This window comes from Aneurinibacillus thermoaerophilus (assembly GCF_019603355.1).
Lineage (GTDB): Bacteria > Bacillota > Bacilli > Aneurinibacillales > Aneurinibacillaceae > Aneurinibacillus > Aneurinibacillus thermoaerophilus.
Map to the genome: position 1 here is coordinate 2,016,538 of NZ_CP080764.1, position 18,149 is coordinate 2,034,686.

The 18,149-nt window shown below is 38.5% G+C and carries 22 protein-coding genes and 2 pseudogenes; 11 read left to right on the forward strand and 13 right to left on the reverse strand.

The genetic code is table 11. The annotated features are described in order from the left end of the window. Positions 1–246: 246 nt before the first annotated feature. The 6 genes from K3F53_RS10425 to K3F53_RS10450 form a co-directional block, all read right to left on the reverse strand. The gene (locus K3F53_RS10425) at positions 247–1,308 is read right to left on the reverse strand and encodes a stalk domain-containing protein (RefSeq protein ID WP_057898607.1); all 1,062 of its coding nucleotides are present in this window, start codon (positions 1,306–1,308) and stop codon (positions 247–249) included. 2,070 nt (positions 1,309–3,378) lie between these two features. Beyond that, positions 3,379–3,648, reverse strand: a complete 270-nt coding sequence (locus tag K3F53_RS10430; protein ID WP_057898605.1) for a 2TM domain-containing protein — start codon at positions 3,646–3,648, stop codon at positions 3,379–3,381. A gap of 120 nt (positions 3,649–3,768) precedes the next feature. Next, entirely contained in the window at positions 3,769–4,341 is a 573-nt protein-coding gene (locus tag K3F53_RS10435; RefSeq protein ID WP_057898604.1) for a DL-endopeptidase inhibitor IseA family protein, read from the reverse strand. Between the two features lie 148 nt (positions 4,342–4,489). Beyond that, positions 4,490–4,882 carry an ArpU family phage packaging/lysis transcriptional regulator gene (locus tag K3F53_RS10440; RefSeq protein ID WP_057898603.1) on the reverse strand — a complete coding sequence of 131 codons (393 nt, stop codon included), beginning with the start codon at positions 4,880–4,882 and terminating at the stop codon, positions 4,490–4,492. Positions 4,883–5,266: 384 nt separating this feature from the next. Beyond that, positions 5,267–5,425 (reverse strand): hypothetical protein, encoded by a 159-nt coding sequence (locus K3F53_RS10445; RefSeq protein ID WP_156424021.1) that lies wholly within the window; start codon positions 5,423–5,425, stop codon positions 5,267–5,269. After that, positions 5,422–5,787 carry a hypothetical protein gene (locus tag K3F53_RS10450; protein WP_057898602.1) on the reverse strand — a complete coding sequence of 122 codons (366 nt, stop codon included), beginning with the start codon at positions 5,785–5,787 and terminating at the stop codon, positions 5,422–5,424. The genes K3F53_RS10445 and K3F53_RS10450 overlap by 4 nt, the downstream gene beginning before the upstream one ends. Before the next feature lie 271 nt (positions 5,788–6,058). On the opposite strand from K3F53_RS10450, the gene K3F53_RS10455 reads away from it, so the two are divergent. Continuing rightward, positions 6,059–6,346 carry a transposase gene (locus tag K3F53_RS10455; RefSeq protein ID WP_220558938.1) on the forward strand — a complete coding sequence of 96 codons (288 nt, stop codon included), beginning with the start codon at positions 6,059–6,061 and terminating at the stop codon, positions 6,344–6,346. 32 nt (positions 6,347–6,378) lie between these two features. Beyond that, positions 6,379–7,218 (forward strand): IS3 family transposase, encoded by an 840-nt coding sequence (locus tag K3F53_RS10460; RefSeq protein WP_220558939.1) that lies wholly within the window; start codon positions 6,379–6,381, stop codon positions 7,216–7,218. Between the two features lie 130 nt (positions 7,219–7,348). Here the strand turns inward: K3F53_RS10460 and K3F53_RS10465 are convergent, their stop codons facing one another. Further along, complete coding sequence (locus tag K3F53_RS10465; RefSeq protein ID WP_057898601.1) at positions 7,349–7,873, reverse strand: hypothetical protein; 525 nt, start codon at positions 7,871–7,873, stop codon at positions 7,349–7,351. Between the two features lie 153 nt (positions 7,874–8,026). On the opposite strand from K3F53_RS10465, the pseudogene K3F53_RS20025 reads away from it, so the two are divergent. Together K3F53_RS20025 and K3F53_RS20030 are read left to right on the forward strand one after the other, a co-directional pair. Further along, positions 8,027–8,200, forward strand: a pseudogene (locus tag K3F53_RS20025) (helix-turn-helix domain-containing protein); the annotation flags it as partial. 6 nt (positions 8,201–8,206) lie between these two features. Further along, positions 8,207–8,440, forward strand: a pseudogene (locus K3F53_RS20030) (tyrosine-type recombinase/integrase); the annotation flags it as partial. A gap of 65 nt (positions 8,441–8,505) precedes the next feature. On the opposite strand, the gene K3F53_RS10475 reads toward K3F53_RS20030, so the two are convergent. Both K3F53_RS10475 and K3F53_RS19920 read right to left on the reverse strand, forming a co-directional pair. Then, positions 8,506–8,694, reverse strand: coding sequence for an aspartyl-phosphate phosphatase Spo0E family protein (locus K3F53_RS10475; RefSeq protein WP_057898600.1), 189 nt, complete (start codon positions 8,692–8,694; stop codon positions 8,506–8,508). 12 nt (positions 8,695–8,706) lie between these two features. Then, complete coding sequence (locus K3F53_RS19920; RefSeq protein WP_082705957.1) at positions 8,707–8,868, reverse strand: zinc ribbon domain-containing protein; 162 nt, start codon at positions 8,866–8,868, stop codon at positions 8,707–8,709. A gap of 443 nt (positions 8,869–9,311) precedes the next feature. Here K3F53_RS19920 and K3F53_RS10485 point away from each other — a divergent pair, with 443 nt between their 5' ends. The 3 genes from K3F53_RS10485 to K3F53_RS10495 are packed head-to-tail and all read left to right on the forward strand — an operon-like array spanning position 9,312 to position 11,368. Next, positions 9,312–10,622 (forward strand): sensor histidine kinase, encoded by a 1,311-nt coding sequence (locus K3F53_RS10485; protein ID WP_057898599.1) that lies wholly within the window; start codon positions 9,312–9,314, stop codon positions 10,620–10,622. Next, positions 10,603–11,256 (forward strand): accessory gene regulator ArgB-like protein, encoded by a 654-nt coding sequence (locus K3F53_RS10490; RefSeq protein ID WP_057898598.1) that lies wholly within the window; start codon positions 10,603–10,605, stop codon positions 11,254–11,256. The genes K3F53_RS10485 and K3F53_RS10490 overlap by 20 nt, the downstream gene beginning before the upstream one ends. Beyond that, positions 11,234–11,368, forward strand: coding sequence for a cyclic lactone autoinducer peptide (locus K3F53_RS10495; protein WP_082705956.1), 135 nt, complete (start codon positions 11,234–11,236; stop codon positions 11,366–11,368). The genes K3F53_RS10490 and K3F53_RS10495 overlap by 23 nt, the downstream gene beginning before the upstream one ends. 158 nt (positions 11,369–11,526) lie before the next feature. Here K3F53_RS10495 and K3F53_RS10500 read toward each other — a convergent pair whose 3' ends face one another. Beyond that, positions 11,527–11,970, reverse strand: a complete 444-nt coding sequence (locus tag K3F53_RS10500; RefSeq protein WP_057898597.1) for a flavodoxin — start codon at positions 11,968–11,970, stop codon at positions 11,527–11,529. Between the two features lie 260 nt (positions 11,971–12,230). Here K3F53_RS10500 and thiW point away from each other — a divergent pair, with 260 nt between their 5' ends. The 4 genes from thiW (at position 12,231) to K3F53_RS10520 (ending at position 15,519) form a co-directional block, all read left to right on the forward strand. Continuing rightward, positions 12,231–12,722 carry an energy coupling factor transporter S component ThiW gene (thiW, locus tag K3F53_RS10505; RefSeq protein WP_091260078.1) on the forward strand — a complete coding sequence of 164 codons (492 nt, stop codon included), beginning with the start codon at positions 12,231–12,233 and terminating at the stop codon, positions 12,720–12,722. 85 nt (positions 12,723–12,807) lie between these two features. After that, positions 12,808–13,305, forward strand: a complete 498-nt coding sequence (locus K3F53_RS10510; RefSeq protein ID WP_057898595.1) for a transposase — start codon at positions 12,808–12,810, stop codon at positions 13,303–13,305. 212 nt (positions 13,306–13,517) lie between these two features. After that, positions 13,518–15,272: a M4 family metallopeptidase gene (locus K3F53_RS10515; protein ID WP_246615626.1), complete on the forward strand. Its 1,755-nt coding sequence runs from the start codon at positions 13,518–13,520 to the stop codon at positions 15,270–15,272. 64 nt (positions 15,273–15,336) lie between these two features. Beyond that, complete coding sequence (locus tag K3F53_RS10520; RefSeq protein WP_057898593.1) at positions 15,337–15,519, forward strand: hypothetical protein; 183 nt, start codon at positions 15,337–15,339, stop codon at positions 15,517–15,519. Positions 15,520–15,677: 158 nt separating this feature from the next. On the opposite strand, the gene K3F53_RS10525 is transcribed toward K3F53_RS10520, so the two are convergent. The 3 genes from K3F53_RS10525 to K3F53_RS10535 form a co-directional block, all read right to left on the reverse strand. Further along, positions 15,678–15,863 (reverse strand): terminase gpP N-terminus-related DNA-binding protein, encoded by a 186-nt coding sequence (locus tag K3F53_RS10525; RefSeq protein WP_057898592.1) that lies wholly within the window; start codon positions 15,861–15,863, stop codon positions 15,678–15,680. A 371-nt stretch (positions 15,864–16,234) separates the two neighbouring features. Next, positions 16,235–16,825, reverse strand: a complete 591-nt coding sequence (locus K3F53_RS10530) for a transposase (protein WP_156424020.1) — start codon at positions 16,823–16,825, stop codon at positions 16,235–16,237. A gap of 145 nt (positions 16,826–16,970) precedes the next feature. Further along, positions 16,971–18,143: an MGDG synthase family glycosyltransferase gene (locus K3F53_RS10535; RefSeq protein WP_082705954.1), complete on the reverse strand. Its 1,173-nt coding sequence runs from the start codon at positions 18,141–18,143 to the stop codon at positions 16,971–16,973. Between the last annotated feature and the right edge of the window lie 6 nt (positions 18,144–18,149).

Consider the following 18,149-nt stretch of genomic DNA (forward strand, 5'->3'; position numbering starts at 1 on the left):
GTTATCAAACTATGATCGTTTTGTGAAATTTTTAAACATCCCTTACCTCATTATCTTCCAGCATGCACCATAAACCATTGATAATTCGACTACGTTTTTGCTTATATTTTTTTCTCACAGGCACAATCGATCAATATGGAACTCGAAAACACCTGCATTAGTTTTTAGAATAAGGGTTGCGAAATAACTTGGAAATAAAAATGAACCTCCCTCCACTTATAGAAGTGGGAGAGGTTCATAAACGATTTATTCAGGCAATGGAGACCACTTTATTTCTTCTTCAATAGGCTGTGTTTCACCAGGTATGATTGAATAATATGGATTAGCATACAACAGCCTTGTTATAAACCATCCTTCTTTACCATCTACCGTAAGTTTTTCGATAATAAATTTTTCAGTACCTAGAGTCGAGCCAAAAGAAGTGATTTCTGGATAAGTCACTGTATATTCTACGGCTGTCTCGCTAAGTTTCTTTTCTTCTTTGACTGTGATGGGCCCAACCCAGGGACTTGATCCTCCAGTTGTCCAATTTTTTTCACGAACACGTTCTTCAGCCTTTTTCCGAAGCTCTGGTGATAATACAGCGTATTGAAGAGCTCCGCTCCGTGTCTGCTCGCCACGTCCCCATAGCTTCATTGCTTCTTCAGGTGTAGAAGCAACAAGAGCATCTTCGACCGCTGCTAGTTGCTGCTCAATCTCCGCTTTGTTTGGCGCTTGAATAAAAAGTTGATTTGTTTCTTTGTTATACTGAACATCTGCCCAAAATAATTGCTCCAGCCAATCCATAGGAATATAAAAATGCCCATTATGATTTTCTGCACTATTAACGGCATAAGAAACATATTCACGATTGACTGTAATTGAAATCACTCGTTTAAGAGATGAATCCGGAAGATTCAAAACCAATTCGTGATCGCGATGGAATAAGGGCTGGTTTTGAAGAAAAAGCCATGCCTTTTTTGCATTTTCTGTAAGAGGCCACATTTCTGCTTCTTTACTTGCCTCATATGTTTCCAATGCTCTATTATAGGAGGCTAATTTCGCTATCTTATCCGTAACGTCTTCTGTCTGAATGAATATATCACGTGTTTTAGGATCCCATTTGATAGAACGAGCACCTAACTGTTCGGCAGCCCACCGAATAGGAACCATAACTTGGCCATTTACTACGTGTATACCCGGTGGCGTAGCAACGGTAGAACCGTTGACTTGAATAGTGAGAGGAGAAGCGACAGATGCATACGCTTCTACTGATCCTAAAATTAACATTGTGACCAGAATTGATAGAATCGCCCAAGCTTTTTTCATTTTTTACTCAACCTTTCATCTGTTGTTTAAAAGCAATAATAGGAAATTTCTCATAGTAAAAAACATGATCTAATGATAAGGAAGTACTGTATGTAAAAATCTCAATGGAACATCCCTAATCCAAAGTATGCAAAGCTAAAAATCACAAGTAAAGAAATAATATAATAATATGGCTGTTTTATAATCTTAAAACTGTATTTACCTAGAAGTCGAAAAACAGCATCCTCTGTTTTATAGCCGAAGAAAATCATAATCACAGAGAAGAGAAAAAATACTGTCCACCCATAATTTTTAGGAATGAACATGATTAAAAACATGACTAGAGGTAAAAAAGTGCAGGTATGGAGCAATCTCCCTAAAGTATTGACTCGGATTTTATCCTTTTCTTTTGTATTTTGATACCACTTTTTTATTGAAAACACCATTCAACACCTCTACCGCCTCTATTTTCTATATTTTACATCAATACCCTTTATTTTAATACTCTTTATTTTGTTGGAAAATGGTATTGTAAAACAAAAATGACTGCTAATACTATCAATCCAGATACATACTTCATTACGAACCACTTGTAGAAAGTTGAGGAATAACCTATGGATTTACAGGATTTACGTTAGCATTGCTTCAAACAAAAAGGGGCAGGGGAGGCTTTTCCATTCGAAGATGATGTACACGTTTGAAGCTTCGTTTCCTCATACACACCCAGAGCATACAGGCCATATGCCACGAGCGCACATCAGGCCCGAAAGGAAGGGCATGCGAACGTCTGTTATCCATATAAGCATAAAGAAGTATTTCAACACAAAGTGGGCAGTAGACGATTTTACGATTGACCCCAACAGACGCAAAAGTCGAAGCATTCACCGCCTGCGTAACAAGAAGCTCGCGGAGCTTCAGCGCAAGGAGAAAAAATCTTATATATCAAGCGTTTCCTCTCTCCGAAGCATTTTTTTGCTTTATGTTATAAGAATAAGGGTTGCGAAACAATTTGGAAAAACAAAGGTAAATAAAATTAAATATCTCTGTTTATCTCAAGTTTTTGCAAGAGGAGAGAGAATAAAAAGGAAAGAAATAAACTAAGTATGTGGTCAAAAATGTGATCAAACAAAAACCCGGCCTTGCGCCGGGTCTTCTCTTTCACTCGCTCGTACAAAAGCTAAACATCCCAAGCCCTCTTACGATAGGAATGAGGGAAATTTTTCTAAATAAAAAGCCGCTACTATAAGCAGCGACCTTCTTCCCACTACGTTCAGATAATTACTACAAAGTACAACTGTTAAACTTTATATCCCACTACGTTCAAATAAATCTAATGATGATTAATGATACCATTTAAGTCTCTATAAATCAGTTTCAATTCCTCATAGGTAAGCTACAAACCGGGGAGCGCGGTCGCGGAATTGGCGAAGTATACGAGTTTCAATTCCTCATAGGTAAGCTACAAACTCTTCTGGAATGTCATCCAAACTTTTTGGAACATCAGTTTCAATTCCTCATAGGTAAGCTACAAACTTAACCTATTGGGACGGGATGGAAATTGCGAAAGGTTTCAATTCCTCATAGGTAAGCTACAAACCCATTTTACATGAAAACATACATAATGAGAACCCTTGCGGCATAACGTTTTTTTAGTTCTCACACCAAAATATAAACATACGCCATATGATAAGCTATTTTTTACGTCCTATCGCCAACTTCCATGTTTATACGTATTTAAACCAAAACCACATGTCGTCGATCCCCCACCTTTTTTGCAGGATTAGATGTCGACGACATCGACAACAATCGTTATTTATTTTGACCTATATCGTTATATAAATTTGCTTTGAGATTTCGATGTTTCAAACAACCAATTCTGGATAATACTTTCTCAGGACACGAATGAATAAATTCAAAAAAATGAGAAACAGATAAGCGAATCTCCGATTCATCTTCTCGTACTCTTCATCTCCAGGCTACAGTTCAACACGTGGATTATACTGCGCTGGGTTAATGCTACTTACTGGTACTTTCCGTATTTCCATGTTGCCATTCACCTCCAAAGCAAAATAAAAAGCACCGCGTGGGTGCCTATTCCTTGTCCATAAACTCTTGAATTTTCTTTTTCTCCCATTCTGAACCGAATAATCCTCCAAATCCCAGAACTGTTATGCCGTGAGCGAGTAGTCCAATCCCCCATCCGAACAAAGGAAAATAAAACCAAGTACTATCACGGGAAAATAGCAAATCAATAAAAAACAAACCGATGTTAACTAAAATAAAAACAACCAAATGAATATAAAACCCTTTTAGCGCTTTTACTCTTTTTTTTGCTCTAAGATACTTCTCGTTTTTTTCCATTTTCTTCACATCCTTTCCCTAATAAAATCAAACGTGAAAAAAAAGAAAAAGTTTCATAAATAAGACCGCTCCCCTCGGAACGGCCTCCTTCGCTTATCTTCTGACACTATCTTCTGTTCTTTAAAAAAGCGTTTCTGGCGGCGTAGCAATTCGCCATACACCATTTACTTTTTTTACTTTTATTGTTTTAATTTCCGGTTTTGATTGATTATCAGGATAAGGGATTGATAATTTATATTCCTTAGTTGTTGAAGAGCTTTTAGTCAGTTTTGCTGTTGCTTTATCAAATTCTAGAATGTTTCCTGTATCCGCATTTACCTGTGCCATTCTTCCTTTGTACTCAATGAAGCGCTTTTTTATATATGCTTCACTTGCTTCTTTTGTGAATGTCTTCATTAAATAATCAAGTAGCTTTTTTCTTGTGCCAATATCAGAAGAAAGATATCGATACTCAGAATTTTTTACATTGAAGACTTCCATTTTTCCCTTGCCACCACCATCAGCGTAAAAATATCGTTTTTTTGCTTCTACAATTAACGAAATGATATTCTTTTCGTTTATTGCTTTGATTTGTGTAGGATCTACAGCTCTTTGTTTTGTAACAGCTGCTGCAACAGGTTCTGCAATGACAGGATTAACAGAAAGTAAACCACAAGACACCACTAAGCAACCAATTAGCATTTGTTTTTTCATGTTTACATCCTCCTTTAGCTTTCTACTTTCTAAACGAAAGGTTGAAGGAAAATGTTGCTACTACCTTTCCGTAAAAAAGCCTTCACTGGATTTTTTATGCTGACACCGGCTCATCAGCCAATACTTCCAGATTCAACATGAATGCAAGCTAATATACGGCCTTTGCTTTCTGTCTTCCATACGTACTCTCTGACATTCCTAACTCTGTGCAGACAATATAATCAAAGACATCCTCATCTTCTAAATAGCGCTTCTCGATGATTTGACGCTGACGTTTCGGTAGACGCTTAACCGCTCTTTCAACGCGCACTGTAAGCCTTCGGACCCTTTCTTCCTCGTCCACATTCCATGTGGCAAACTCAGCCACCTGGTCACTTGTCTTGTTGGTCGCACCGTGATACCGAGCTTCATAAGCAGGCGTCATCTCGATTTCACGACGAACAAAACCAATCTGACGATAAATACGTGCCGTCTTCAACGCTTCTTCTACGCGGCGCTGTGTAGCCCTCCGGTTAATCTTCGGCAAAAACGATAATTGCATACCTAATTCCCCCTGCTCATGGTAAATTATTTTTATAGGAAGTAAGCAGGGACCCCTACCCGGTTGGTGGCCGGGAGGGGATTTTTTTATTTATATATCCAAAAAATTGAAACTTTCTACCTTTTTATTCCGTTTATAATATGACTCCCTTTTTTACTACCTCTATATAGAGAGGTAGCAGTGTATAAGGCACACCTCTTTTACTTCCCCTTCTGTAACTACACAGAAAGGGGCTTTTTTATTCCCTTTAAAAACTGCTCCAACCTTGTCCAGATTTCGAGGTAGTAGTTCTCTAACGACTTACCGCAATGCAAAATTCTATACACTTTATGCCACTCCTATTTTTAAAAACGATTTTGTATTTTTCATCCATTTTGTCCTTATTTAATTTGCCATTACTAACGACGCTTTTTCCTCTTCTTCAATCAAAAGACGCAACATATCGCCTCGATTCATTCCTGTTCCCATAAGTTGATGAATGACATATTGCTTTTCACCCAATAACTTCTCTAGGCTTTCATCGACCGTATTTTCTCCAATCAAAGAATATACTTTAAGGCATTATATAATTGAATTTGATGAGTACGTAAAGGGATTTTCGGCGAGTAACTTCCTGATAAACTGACAGATTCAACAGATAAATCATTACGATGATCAAGTAGTTTAAGTAATTCTTTGTCAATTACATGAACAGGCGTTTTTCTCGCCTTTTTCCTTCCAGGGACTTTAGGCAGTCGTTTCCTATATACTACTACTCCCGATTTATGCTCCATATCTGTAAGCGTTTGAGATTCATTTTCTTCCTTTTTATCGTTCGTAAGAGGTTCTGCCAATTCTTCAGTTTGTTCATCTTCCTGTTTCTTCTTTCCAAACAAGCTGAATATCTTTTTAATCCAACTCCACATATTCATAACTCCTGATGCAAAAAATAAAAATGATAGGATTACCAATATAACCAATAAAAGAAAAACCAGCTCAATGAAATAACTTTCAATCTTGCTCTCTTATTGCTTATTTAACAGGTTCTAGTTTTTCTTGTAGAATTTCTTTTAACAGTCCCAGCTCACTTTCTTCTTCCTGATTATTGGTATATAGTGCCCCAATCTAAAATGCGACGATAAGATGTGTAGAGGTATCCCTTTTGATATAATCATAGCTAACAGGAGGGAACGGAACATGAAACGTCGCAAATGGTCAGCAGAGGAGAAAATGAATATTGTGATGGAGGGGCTGAAGGGGGAACAATCCATCGCCGAGATTTGCCGACAACATAACATTAGCCAGACTCTGTATTACCGTTGGAAAGATGAGTTCATCCAAGGAGGAATGGCTGCCCTTTCGGGTAAACAACGTAAGACAGCAAAAGAAGACGCTGCCGTTCAAGCAAAGTTGGACGAGTATGAGCAACTTATTGGTAAGTTGACTGTAAAACTTTCAAAGCTAAAAAAAACGTTCGACATCTAAGCGAAGAACACTGGGCATTTATCTTTGAGGTAGTGGAAGATTCTCACCTATCGGTGGAAGAAGTATGCCGTCTTCTTGGTGTGCACAAAAGTACGTTTTACCGTCAAAAAGCAAAGGCAACTTTCTCCCAACCAAGTGCTCGTCAACGACCAAAACAGGCAGTGATTCAAGAGAAAGTGCGTGTTCTTTGTCAACAGCATCCTACCTACGGATATCGTAGAATTTGGGCTTTACTAAAGCGCCAGGGAATCGAAGTAAACCAGAAAACCGTTTACTCTGTGATGAAAGCCGAAGGCTTAACACAAAAGCAAAAGCGATATGAAGCCAAGCGCACCTATCAGCCTGTCGATTTTCAAATCAACTCCTCCAATCAAGTTTGGCATATTGACATGACGAAGATTTGGACAAGTGAGGGATGGAAGTATCTTGTGAGCATCATCGATGCCTATGACCGCCGTATTGTAGCCTGGAGTCTCGACAACTACTGCCGTGATGATGAAGCTATCAGTGTGCTGGAGAAAGCGGTGAATGAAGCTTTTCCATATGGTGTGAGAGAGCAAGGGATAAAATTAGTGCAGGATAACGGGAGTCAGTTTACCAGTCGTGATTTTGTCTCCACGTTGAAGATATTGGGAATTGAGCAAATTCGAACGTCATACAAGCATCCACAAAGCAACGGAAAGATGGAACGTTGGTATCGCACATTAAAAGAAGAAGAGGTCTGGGCAAACGAATACCAGAACCTAGAAGAAGCGCGAGCTTCCATCGGCACTTATATTACCTTGTATAACGAACAGCGCCCTCATTCCGCTTTGGGATATCGGGCGCCATTGGAAGTATATATGGGAGAATACTCTACAAAAGCTGCTTGATTTTCGTCGCTTTTTGAGGGTAGCATTACAGGTACCGAGTTTACCGCGAAGGACCTTAACAAGATAAAAAATGTACTATGAAATTAAATAGAAATGTTTAAGATAGTTATTTTGAGCCACTTTTAAAAGACTAATTATTACTTTTTGGAAACGCTATAATGATAAAACATGTGATAAAAGCCACCATCGTCACTATAATACCAAATATTAAACCAATGGACTCCATAAAGGTATCCTCGACGGGATACGAAGGTTTTAATGTCATTAACCTGTAAACGAACACCAAACTCAAAATAATATAAAAACTACTTCCTACTAACCCCACCTTGAAACGATTAGCCTTACTCCCTTGCCATGATTTACTTATTATCATCCAAAAACAGACACTAACAATTACAGCAAGGAGCATGATAATTACATGGACAAAAGGAATGATGAAATAGGCAAGTAAATAAAGAATAAAACCAACTAAAAAAAATAGAACAGCATTAATAAAAAATAAAAATACTCCAGTTCTCCAATGACTTTGAAACCATGTAGCATGTTTCATTTTTTGAATCATTTTATAATCAACGTTGATTTTTTCCATCAATGAATTTTTAAAGAGTAAAAAAACAAAGATTGCAACAATGCCAATAAATAATATGGAAGACATAATATCCCTCCTTTTCTTTTACTTCAAAGCTAAATTTAAATGGCTCGTAGATGAACCATTCTCCCGGTGACACTTTGAGGAATAAACGTATCATACTGAATTCCTTTCGCATTGTGGTTCATCAGGGAGCTGGAGGTGACTCAAGTGATTCAAGTGATTCAATCGAACTTACCGGTTCTGATGGCGAAACATGGAGTGAGAACGTTAGCTGAAGTTGTAAGACAAACAGGTTTGTCCAGGACAATGTTAACTGCGGTCTGCTACAGCAGGGGAAAAGGGATTCCGTTCGATACGATGGATGCCCTGTGTGAGATGTTCGGGGTTGGCATTGGGGAACTGCCCGTTATTCGCTTCCATGATCTCCGGCATACACATGCAACCATTTTGCTACAACTTAGCGAAAATCCAAAGATTGTATCTGAGCGCCTAGGACATGTTAACATAACTATTACTCTGGATACTTATTCTCACATTCTGCCTGACATGCAAAAAAACCTTGCTCAAAACTTCGACGTTGCGATGAAAAATCCAGTCAAAAGGAATACAAAATCAGCTTTAGTAGACTAAAGGTGGTCAAAATGTGGTCAATTTCCTATTTTTAAGAAGAAAAAGAGTAAAAAACCCCTTATATATCAAGCGTTTCCTCTCTCCGGAGTATTTTTTTGCTTTATTTTATAAGAATAATATTGATTAATTAATTTATCCAGTTTTTTACTCATAGCTATTACCGCTGGGTCCGTTAATTTCCTAACGCTAGCTACTCTATTTAATTCTTCCCTCGCCTCTTCAATCGCACACAAAAGAAACTCTTCTTCGTTCAACTTTTTTCTCCTTTAACATCTGTAAATAGATTTATTAATGACAGTAAATGTAATGTCCCGATGGGATGTATACCCACAGTGACAACGGTAGTTGCGAGTAAATCCTTTCTTTCTGCGTTTGCAAACAGGACATGTTTGAATGCTATACGATTTGTCTACAAACAATACCTTAATGCCTTGTGCCTAGCATTTGTATTGAAGGATTTCCTTTGTTTGTAGGAATGCTTGGCGGTTCTGTCCCCTTTTTGCATCGCTTTATGCGTGACTTGTGGCACAACACCTGTATGTTTTGACTATGTAGACCCTACTTTCTATTGAGAAGAGCTTGCTGAACTCACCTCCTTTTATATGATTTTCTACTATATCATAGAAGGTAGGGATAGAAAAATAAAAAAGCGATTCCATCCCCCACCTAGATAGAAAGAGGACTTCTCGCTATTCATGTTAAAATATAATTAAAGAAGCAAAATCTCTTTTCCCTTCTTTGTTATGCTTTATGCTCTCTTTCAAGAATAAATCACCGCAGTAGACTATCAATAATAATATAAAAAAATTAGCATATAATCCATATTTATGTGTGTACAGGAGATATTGTATAATTTAAGGAGCGGCATAGCATGAATCTTTTAATGTTTTTCCTCTACTCTATACCGGAAGAGTTTCTCATTGTAGCCCTATGCATTACTTTAGCAGGTTATAATATATCTGCTTGTAAATTGAGATATATTATCGTTTCGCTTCTTCTCGCAATTAGTGTGAAAGCTTTACAACTGTTAGATCTTTCACTACCTTTACGCTCTTTTTTCCAATTTGTGATACTCATCATTTTAGTAAAGCAAGGAATGGGGATTCCATTGCTTCCGCTGATTACTTGTTCCGTCATCACTTTACTTGTGCTTCAAATGAATGAACTTCTTGTAATGAGTATATTTACAAACTTTTACGATAAAACGCTACAAGAAATTCAGATGGAGCCTTTATTATGGTTTGCAAGAACTTTACCCAATCTGCTCCTAATGTCTTTGTTTCTATACATAATTAAAAAATACAAAATATTCTTTTTCAAAGAAAATATTCCTTCCAACAAACTTACTTTTCGTTCATATTGGATATTTTCTGCGTTTTATACGTTTGGCATTATCGGAGCCATCACATTGGAACAAGGCGACATCGGCCCAGGATATATCCTTGTTTGTATCGTTATTTTTCAAGCTTTCTCGCTGTTAGTCATTCAGGAACTGGTCAAATCAAATCGGCATGAAACCCAACTAGCGGTTTATAAAGAATCGATTAAAAACATGACCTCTTTATTTACAACGATTCGCTCACAACGCCATGACTTTGCCAATCATATTCAAGTGCTATATATTCTGGCCAAACAAAAAGAACATGAAAAATTGTTACGTTATATCGAACAGCTGGTCGGTCAAATCACATCAATCAATGAAGTTTTACTTTCGGATAACCCTGAACTAAGCGCTTTGTTGCAAACAAAGATCGCGCAATTTGCACAAGAAAAAATTCGGTTGCGCTTACATCTCACCTCTTCATTGACTGAATTAGAGATACCTGTGATAGAATTGAATCAAATTATCGGAAATCTATTAGACAATGCGGCCGATGCTATAAAAGCAGCCGATTACCCAAGCGATGAAATTCTTTTAGAAACAATCAAAATAAACAACAAAGTGCAAATTAAAGTGAAAAATTATCGCCCTATTATTCCAATCTATTTACAAAAGAAAATATTTGAATACGGATTTTCTACAAAGCAAAACCATTCAGGTTTGGGACTGGCAATCGTAACAAGTCTAGTAGAGAAAAACAAAGGAACCCTGTGTCTCATCAGCAATGAAAAAGTCGGAACCGAATTTACCATTACATTTCCGGTTAAGGAGCTGAAAAAGATTGAGCAAAAAACTGGCTGATACCATCGCTTTAGCGCTCATCAAGCACAGCGATACCCGGCACCCACTTCCTGTTCTGTCCTATGGCCTGCAAATTTTAATCAATACCTTAATTAAAATTGTTATGATTACGATTATCGGCTGGGTCTTACATATCTTACTGGAACTTTACATAATGATTTTCTTTTTCGGCAGCTTTCGTATGATTACAGGTGGGGTTCATGCGCATACGTTCTTTAAATGTTTAACAATCAGTCTTGTTTCTTTTGTTTTATTAATCCTATTATCTTCTTACACTTTGCCCTTTTTTATAGAAAATAAATTCATTATCCTTCTTTCGCTCTTCCTCTTTGGCACAATGATTACATGGCTTTATGTTCCGGCCAGATGGGGAAATAGAAGATTCTCCAAAAAGAGAATCACTGTGTCAAAATGGTTATCCATTTCTTATCTTGCTCTTATTCTCTTGTCCGTTTGGTGTATACCTGCACATTCTACGATAAACAAACTACAAGAAATTTCATGGATCGCGGTTATGGGAATTACCTGGCAATGCATTCTCGTTACACCATGGGGATACGCGCTCTTCGATAGAATCGAGCGGATTACGTTATTGAAAGGAGGTGACAACAATGTGGCAAAAAATGAAGGGTAAAATGTTTGGCGGAATCGCTTCCATTGCCTATTTGCTTGCTTTAACCGGTATTAGCACAAACAGTTGGTGGACATCTTATGAACCGGAAATTCCCAAGGAACTGCAAAAGTAATGACTTCACGGCCGGGAACAAAAAACAGGACTCCTGGTTAGAATAACCAGGAGTCCTGTTGACTTTATAGTTCTAAAGAAACAACAGCAGACGGCTTACCACTCTCTTTCCTTCAGGCTTTGGACGAAACCTATCTCCCTCTTACCACAGGGTAAGTGTTATGTAATAGTAGCCGCAAAACTCTTGCCGAAATCTCGGCACACGTCCTTTTCTTCTTTCTCAGGAGCCAGTTCCACTTTAAGTCCTGGCAGGGTCACATCGGCTCCTGATGCTTTGGCGCGTTCCTCCAGAATGTCAACCGCTGCACAAAAATCTGGGTACGATGTATCTCCTGATCCGAAAATCGCCGCTTTTTTTCCTGTTAAATCAAGAGATTCCATGTCATCATAAAAGTCAAGAAACTCATCCGGCAATTCGCCGTCCCCCCATGTGTAAGCTCCCAGCAAAAAACCGTCATAATCAAGCAAATCTGTAGCGTTTATTTCTACCACACTTTTTATATCTACCAATACTCCTTGGGATTTTACCCCTTCCGCTACAAGTTCGGCGATTTCTTCTGTATTTCCTGATAAACTAGCATAGACCAAAATAACGTTTGCCATTCCTCTCCCTCCAAGAAAATGATAATCATTATCAATACATTCTTTAATGTATCAATAATGATAATCGTTGTCAACTGTGTGAGTGAAAACCGGGAAATCGATCTGTGTTGACCTGTAACCTGCCTCATCTTTACCGAAAGAATTAAAAACGTTATAATTCCTTTTGGTGTTTTTCCCTATTTTCTATGATAAATATTAGAACATCCGGTCAGATAGATATCTAAATGAACAAATGAAATGTTAGTAAAGGAGAGAACAACATGAAAGCAACCGTACGTTTAACATTTATGGCTCTTCTCGTAGCCATCGGAACCATTGGTTCGAGTTTTTTATGGTTTCCGGCTGGCGTGGCCAAAGCTTATCCTATACAACACGCCGTCAACGTCATCGCAGGCGTTTTACTTGGTCCGGGAGCCGCCGTTTTTATTGCCTTTACCATCGGAGTCATCCGCAATATCCTGGGAATCGGGACGTTACTGGCGTTTCCGGGAGGAATGATCGGGGCTTTCCTTGCCGGCTACTTATACAAGAAAATCCGCAAAACTTGGGGAGCGGGTATTGGTGAGATCGTCGGTACTGGCCTCATCGGTTCCTTTGTTTCCATTCCAATCGCCACCCTGTTAATGGGAAAAAGTGTAGGTGCCTTTGCTTTTGTTCCCCCTTTTCTCATTAGCAGCGTGTCTGGTGTCCTTATCGCCTGCCTTCTGCTTCCTTTGCTTAAGAAAACACCACTTGGTGACTATTATAAATAATATATATATAGATCTGAATTGATGTCTTAACTGGAAAAATTTTACCATACTGATTCCTATAAAAATTTCAAAGGAGTCGGAATGTATGGGAAAACTTGTCGTAACACAAGCACATGGTTTTACACCGGAAAGTCTGCGTGTAGAAGAACGAAAAATGCAAGATGTACTCTTTAAGCAACGCCTTATGGCGGTTCGACTGGTCATGGAAGGATACTCGGCCACATGTTCTGCAGCAGAGAAATGTAATGCGGCTACCTTTTTGAATTTTTTACAACAACTGCTCACTCAGTATACCGATAAATTTGTGATTTTGATCCTGGACAATGCCAGAATCCATCATGCTAAGCTAGTACAGCCATTCTTGGAACAGAATCGCCATCGTCTTTTCTTGTTGTTTCTTCCGCCATATTCACCAGAATTGAATCCGATTGAAAAAGTATGGTGTTGGCTCAAAGACATGGTCATTGTGAATCGTTTTCACAGAAACGAATCGGGTGTGCAGACCGTTAGAACGTTAGCTCAGTTCTATATAATAATGAATATTCTATACCAAAACAGTATCAAAGTATATGGAGGAACATAATATTATCTGAATTTAGCTAGAAAAATAGTTGCTGATGATCATAACGACATGTTTAAAGGTTTGTCTGAGCAAAGGTATTCAAAAACCTCCATTTTCACTAAAAAATACAAAAATTAGGAATAAGATTGAACTTAAAGCAATATATTTACAGATTCTCAAAAAATGTATAAAATAGTTTTTCGATTCTAATTTTTTCTAAGGAGATGGGAGTTGTGAAAAAGAAAGTTGTATTATTGGGGCTGTCTATGGGTCTATTAAGTAATCCTGCTATTGGAACGGTATGGGCAGAAGGAGCTGCGAATCCTGTATTTTTTCAGAATGAGAATGAAGAATCGACCACGTTTACTTCAACTACCTCGGATCAATTGCAAATAAATAAAATGAAGGCATCCCCTTTTGATGTGATGGCATATGCAAAGAGATGGAAAAGAAAGGTACACCGTAATCCTGAGAGCAACAAAGTAGAATTCATTTCAGGGCAATTTAAACCTAAAAATCCTTATAATTTCAACACTGTTGTTCAGGAATTCGTAGGTGCAAACTCGGATGTTTTTAAAGTAACAACGGAAGACACCATACAGGTAATGAAAGAAGAAATGACTCCTTTGGGAGATTATGTAATTCGTACCCAGCAGTTCTTCAGAGGAGTGCCCGTATATGGTTCGACACAAGTATTAAACTTAAATCAAAAAGGAGTGGTAACAGCATGGTCCGGAGGGATTGTTTCAGAACTGAACAAGCAAGAAAACCTAAATAAAGCAAAGAATCTTAGTCAACAGGCAGCGATTCAAAAAGCCGAACATGACCTAGGTTTTATCCCTGAGTATTATATTCCACCGGCTGTCGAACTTGTAATTTACATGAAAGAAGAGATTGCGCATTACGCTTACCATGTAAATCTAAATTTTCTGAATCCACAACCGGGAAATTGGGATTACTTTATAGATGCAAATGATGGAACAATTTTAAATAAAGTCAATCGTATCCATCAAGTGCAAGTGGCGCGAAATATGGTCGATTCTAACCAAATTGGATTTGGAATAGGAGTGCATGGAGATAAAAAACAAGTAAATACAGTATTTTCTAATTCGTATTACTATTTGCAAGATAATACTAGAGGTAAGGGCATTTATACATACGATGCCAAAAATTCAAACCGGCTCCCGGGCACGCTATGGAGAAACGCGGATAATCAGTTTACTGCAAAGTATGATGGTCCCGCTGTAGACGCACATTATTACGCAGGAGTTGTATACGATTACTACAAAAATAAGTTTAATCGTAACAGCTATGATGGAGCAGGAGCGCCAATAAAATCAACTGTTCATTATGGGAAATCGTATACGAACGCGTTTTGGAATTCCTATCAAATGGTTTATGGAGATGGGGACGGGTCTACCTATCCATTCTCAGGAGCATTGGATGTAGTAGGACATGAGTTGACGCATGCTGTAACGGAAAAAACGGCAAATTTAATTTACGAAAATGAGTCTGGTGCTTTAAATGAAGCAATGTCCGATATTTTTGGGACATTAATTGAGTACTACAATAATCAGAATCCTGATTGGGAAATAGGTGAGGACTTAAGTTTTAATAGACAGGGATTTCGTTCATTAGCTGATCCGACAAAATATGGTGATCCGGACCATTATTCCAAAAGATACCGTGGTTCAAACCAAAACTATTTAGTTCATACAAACAGCGGAATTATAAACAAGGCTGCTTATCTTATCAGTGAAGGCGGAACCCACTATGGCGTTACCGTGAATGGAATCGGCAAAGAGAAACTGGGAAATATTTTTTACAGGGCATTAACACAGTATCTTACAGAGTCAGCTACATTTAGCCAAATGAGGGCAGCAGCTTTACAAGCCGCGACGGATTTATATGGAGCAGCAAGTGCTGAAGTTATAAGCGTGGGCAAAGCTTTTGATGCAGTAGGAGTCAATTCTATAGACTTGTCCTAATGTCTTAACCGATGAAAATTTGACAATACTGGCTCCTAAGATAAGACTAAAGGAGCGACTTATTATGAGAAAAATGAAGATAACAGAAACCTACGGCTTTACGGTGGAAAGCTTATGTAAAGAAGAGCGAAAAATAAAAGATGCTTTCTTTAAACAGCGCCTTACAGTGTTCGTCTCGTTATGGAAGGTTATTCATCTACGGAAGCAGCCCGCATTCCAGGAATATATTGTCAATCCTTGTCCGTAAAAATGAATCGGAGAGTTGCTTATCCGTTTCCAATTTTTTGAATTTATTTTATTGTCTAGAATTGGTTGTTTGAAACGTTAAAACCTCAAAGCAAATTTATATAGTTTGTGAGGCGCACCAGGCGATGCATGGCTCACTAGCACCTTTAGGCCTTGTTCCTAGTAGGCTCTGACGTATGTGCCCACAGTTTTTTTATTCCGGCCAATGATGGCATTGATTTGCTGCTCATATTTGTACCCCTGCAGAAATAAAGAAAGGGCTTGGTAGCGTTCATACATGCGCTTGTCTTTTGTCTGTTTCATCGCTTGTTGTACAGTTTGCAGTTCTGTTGGATGAGTATTCATGTCTATTTCTCCTATCCTGTTCCTAGTTTGTTTGCTTCTATTTTTTGTAACACAGGACAGAAAGGGATTTTATTTAATTCAACTTATATAGAAATAAATAAAGGTTTATGTATATATGATGGTGTTGCAAAACTAATAATCGCTGAATGGTAAATGTTAAATTTAATGGGGAGAATCCTGAAAATATCAGGCTTTTCACGATGTGCAATTAATGAATTATGCATAATAATGCTCAGCTATGAATTAAAAATGAAGTTTTGCAACATCCTCTATATATGTAAGAATTAATACCATTGGGCTAACAGGAAGTGATATTTAGACTGTTGAGAGATTCTCGGTGGTCTTTTTTCTTTTTTGATGGTATTGCAAAACTAACATAAAAATCCAATTTTATCAATAAGTACGCACAAATGACAGTGGAAATCGTAGCGATTTTTGCTATACCAACGAGGTTGCTCAAGGGAAAAATTGTTCTTTAGGCAGCAGAATACATGTTCAATTTTTCGTCGATAATCTATATAGAACTGAGCTAACGTTCTAACGGTCTGCACACCCGATTCGTTTCTGTGAAAACGATTCACAATGACCATGTCTTTGAGCCAACGCCATACTTTTTCAATCGGATTCAATTCTGGTGAATATGGCGGAAGAAACAACAAGAAAAGACGATGGCGATTCTGTTCCAAGAATGGCCGTACTAGTTTAGCATGATGGATTCTGGCATTGTCCAGGATCAAAATCACAAATTTATCGGTATACTGAGTGAGCAGTTGTTGTAAAAAATCCAAAAAGGTAGCCGCATTACATTTCTCTGCTGCAGAACATGTGGCCGAGTATCCTTCCATGACCAGTCGAACCGCCATAAGGCGTTGCTTAAAGAGTACATCTTGCATTTTTCGTTCTTCTACACGCAAACTTTCCGGTGTAAAACCATGTGCTTGTGTTACGACAAGTTTTCCCATACATTCCGACTCCTTTGAAATTTTTATAGGAATCAGTATGGTAAAATTTTTCTAGTTAAGACATCAATTCAGACATCAATTCAGATCTATATGGAAAGAAAAAGTGGCCGCTCTACAGCTATTGCATAAAAAGCGTAAAAGAAAGCTATATCTGTTTAATAGTAAGATAGGTGTCAGGACAATTACGAGCGGACCCTACCATATTGATGTTAAGAAGATCCAGCACTGACCTTGCCGTTGCCAGCGGATCGATCGTTTGCCAAAACAGCTCCATATGCTGTTCCAAAAAGGCAATATCCTGTGGACATTTTAATAGCTTATGCACCCACTCATCCACTTCCTGTTCCGCATCAATCCGCACTGCCAGCTTATGTTTCGTCAGAAATTCACAGTTATTTTCCTCATGCCCGGGAAGCGGCTGATAAATAAACATGGGAAGCTTCTTTGCCAGCGCTTCAAAACAGGTGATTCCGCCGGCCTTCGTAATCAGCCCATCCGCGGCATCCATCCACTGGCTGATACTTTCAACGAACCCAAGGATATGAATATTCGGATGATGAAAATTTTTATCTTTATACAGCGCCTGCTTCAGGCTATCATTATAGCCTGTACAAATAACGATCTGCAGGGATTCTCGCCATTTCAAAAGAATATGGGCCAGGTGTTCAATCCCCCCGAGCCCCAATCCTCCGCCCATAATCATAACCGTTGGCATGTCCTTTATGCCGAGCGTGTGCCGTACCTCCTGCTTATTACGCTTCATACGAAAATCTGATGTAATAGGGAGCCCGGTAATCATCACTTTCTCTTTAGATATGCCCATACCAATAAGTTGGCGGTACACTTCATCACTAGATACAAGATAAAGATCGACTTCAGGCTGCACCCACACCCCATGCGCATAAAAATCCGTAATAATCGTGCACAGAGGCAATGGATATCCTAAACGCTTCAAACGGGATACCGAAGAACTGCTGAAAGGATGGGTGCAAATAATCAGATCCGGATTAACGCGGGCAAAAACGTCTTTAATCGTACGATGAAGCACTTGATAGATAAACGATTGTTTCCATCCAGAAATCGGCTGATTCTGTTTATAGTTGTATACTTTGCGCCACACAGAGGGGTACCGGGTGATCATTTTCAAATAAAATTGGTACACTAGCTTCGCAGCAAAAGGATGAAGCTCCTGCCCAAGTTCCAACACCTGCGTATGCACGGAAGGGTCCAGTAATGAAATCCCCTGCACCAGTGCTTCCGCCGCTTTCGTATGACCTGTTCCTACTGCTTCGGATAAAATAAGCACTTTCTTTTTCAAGAGAAA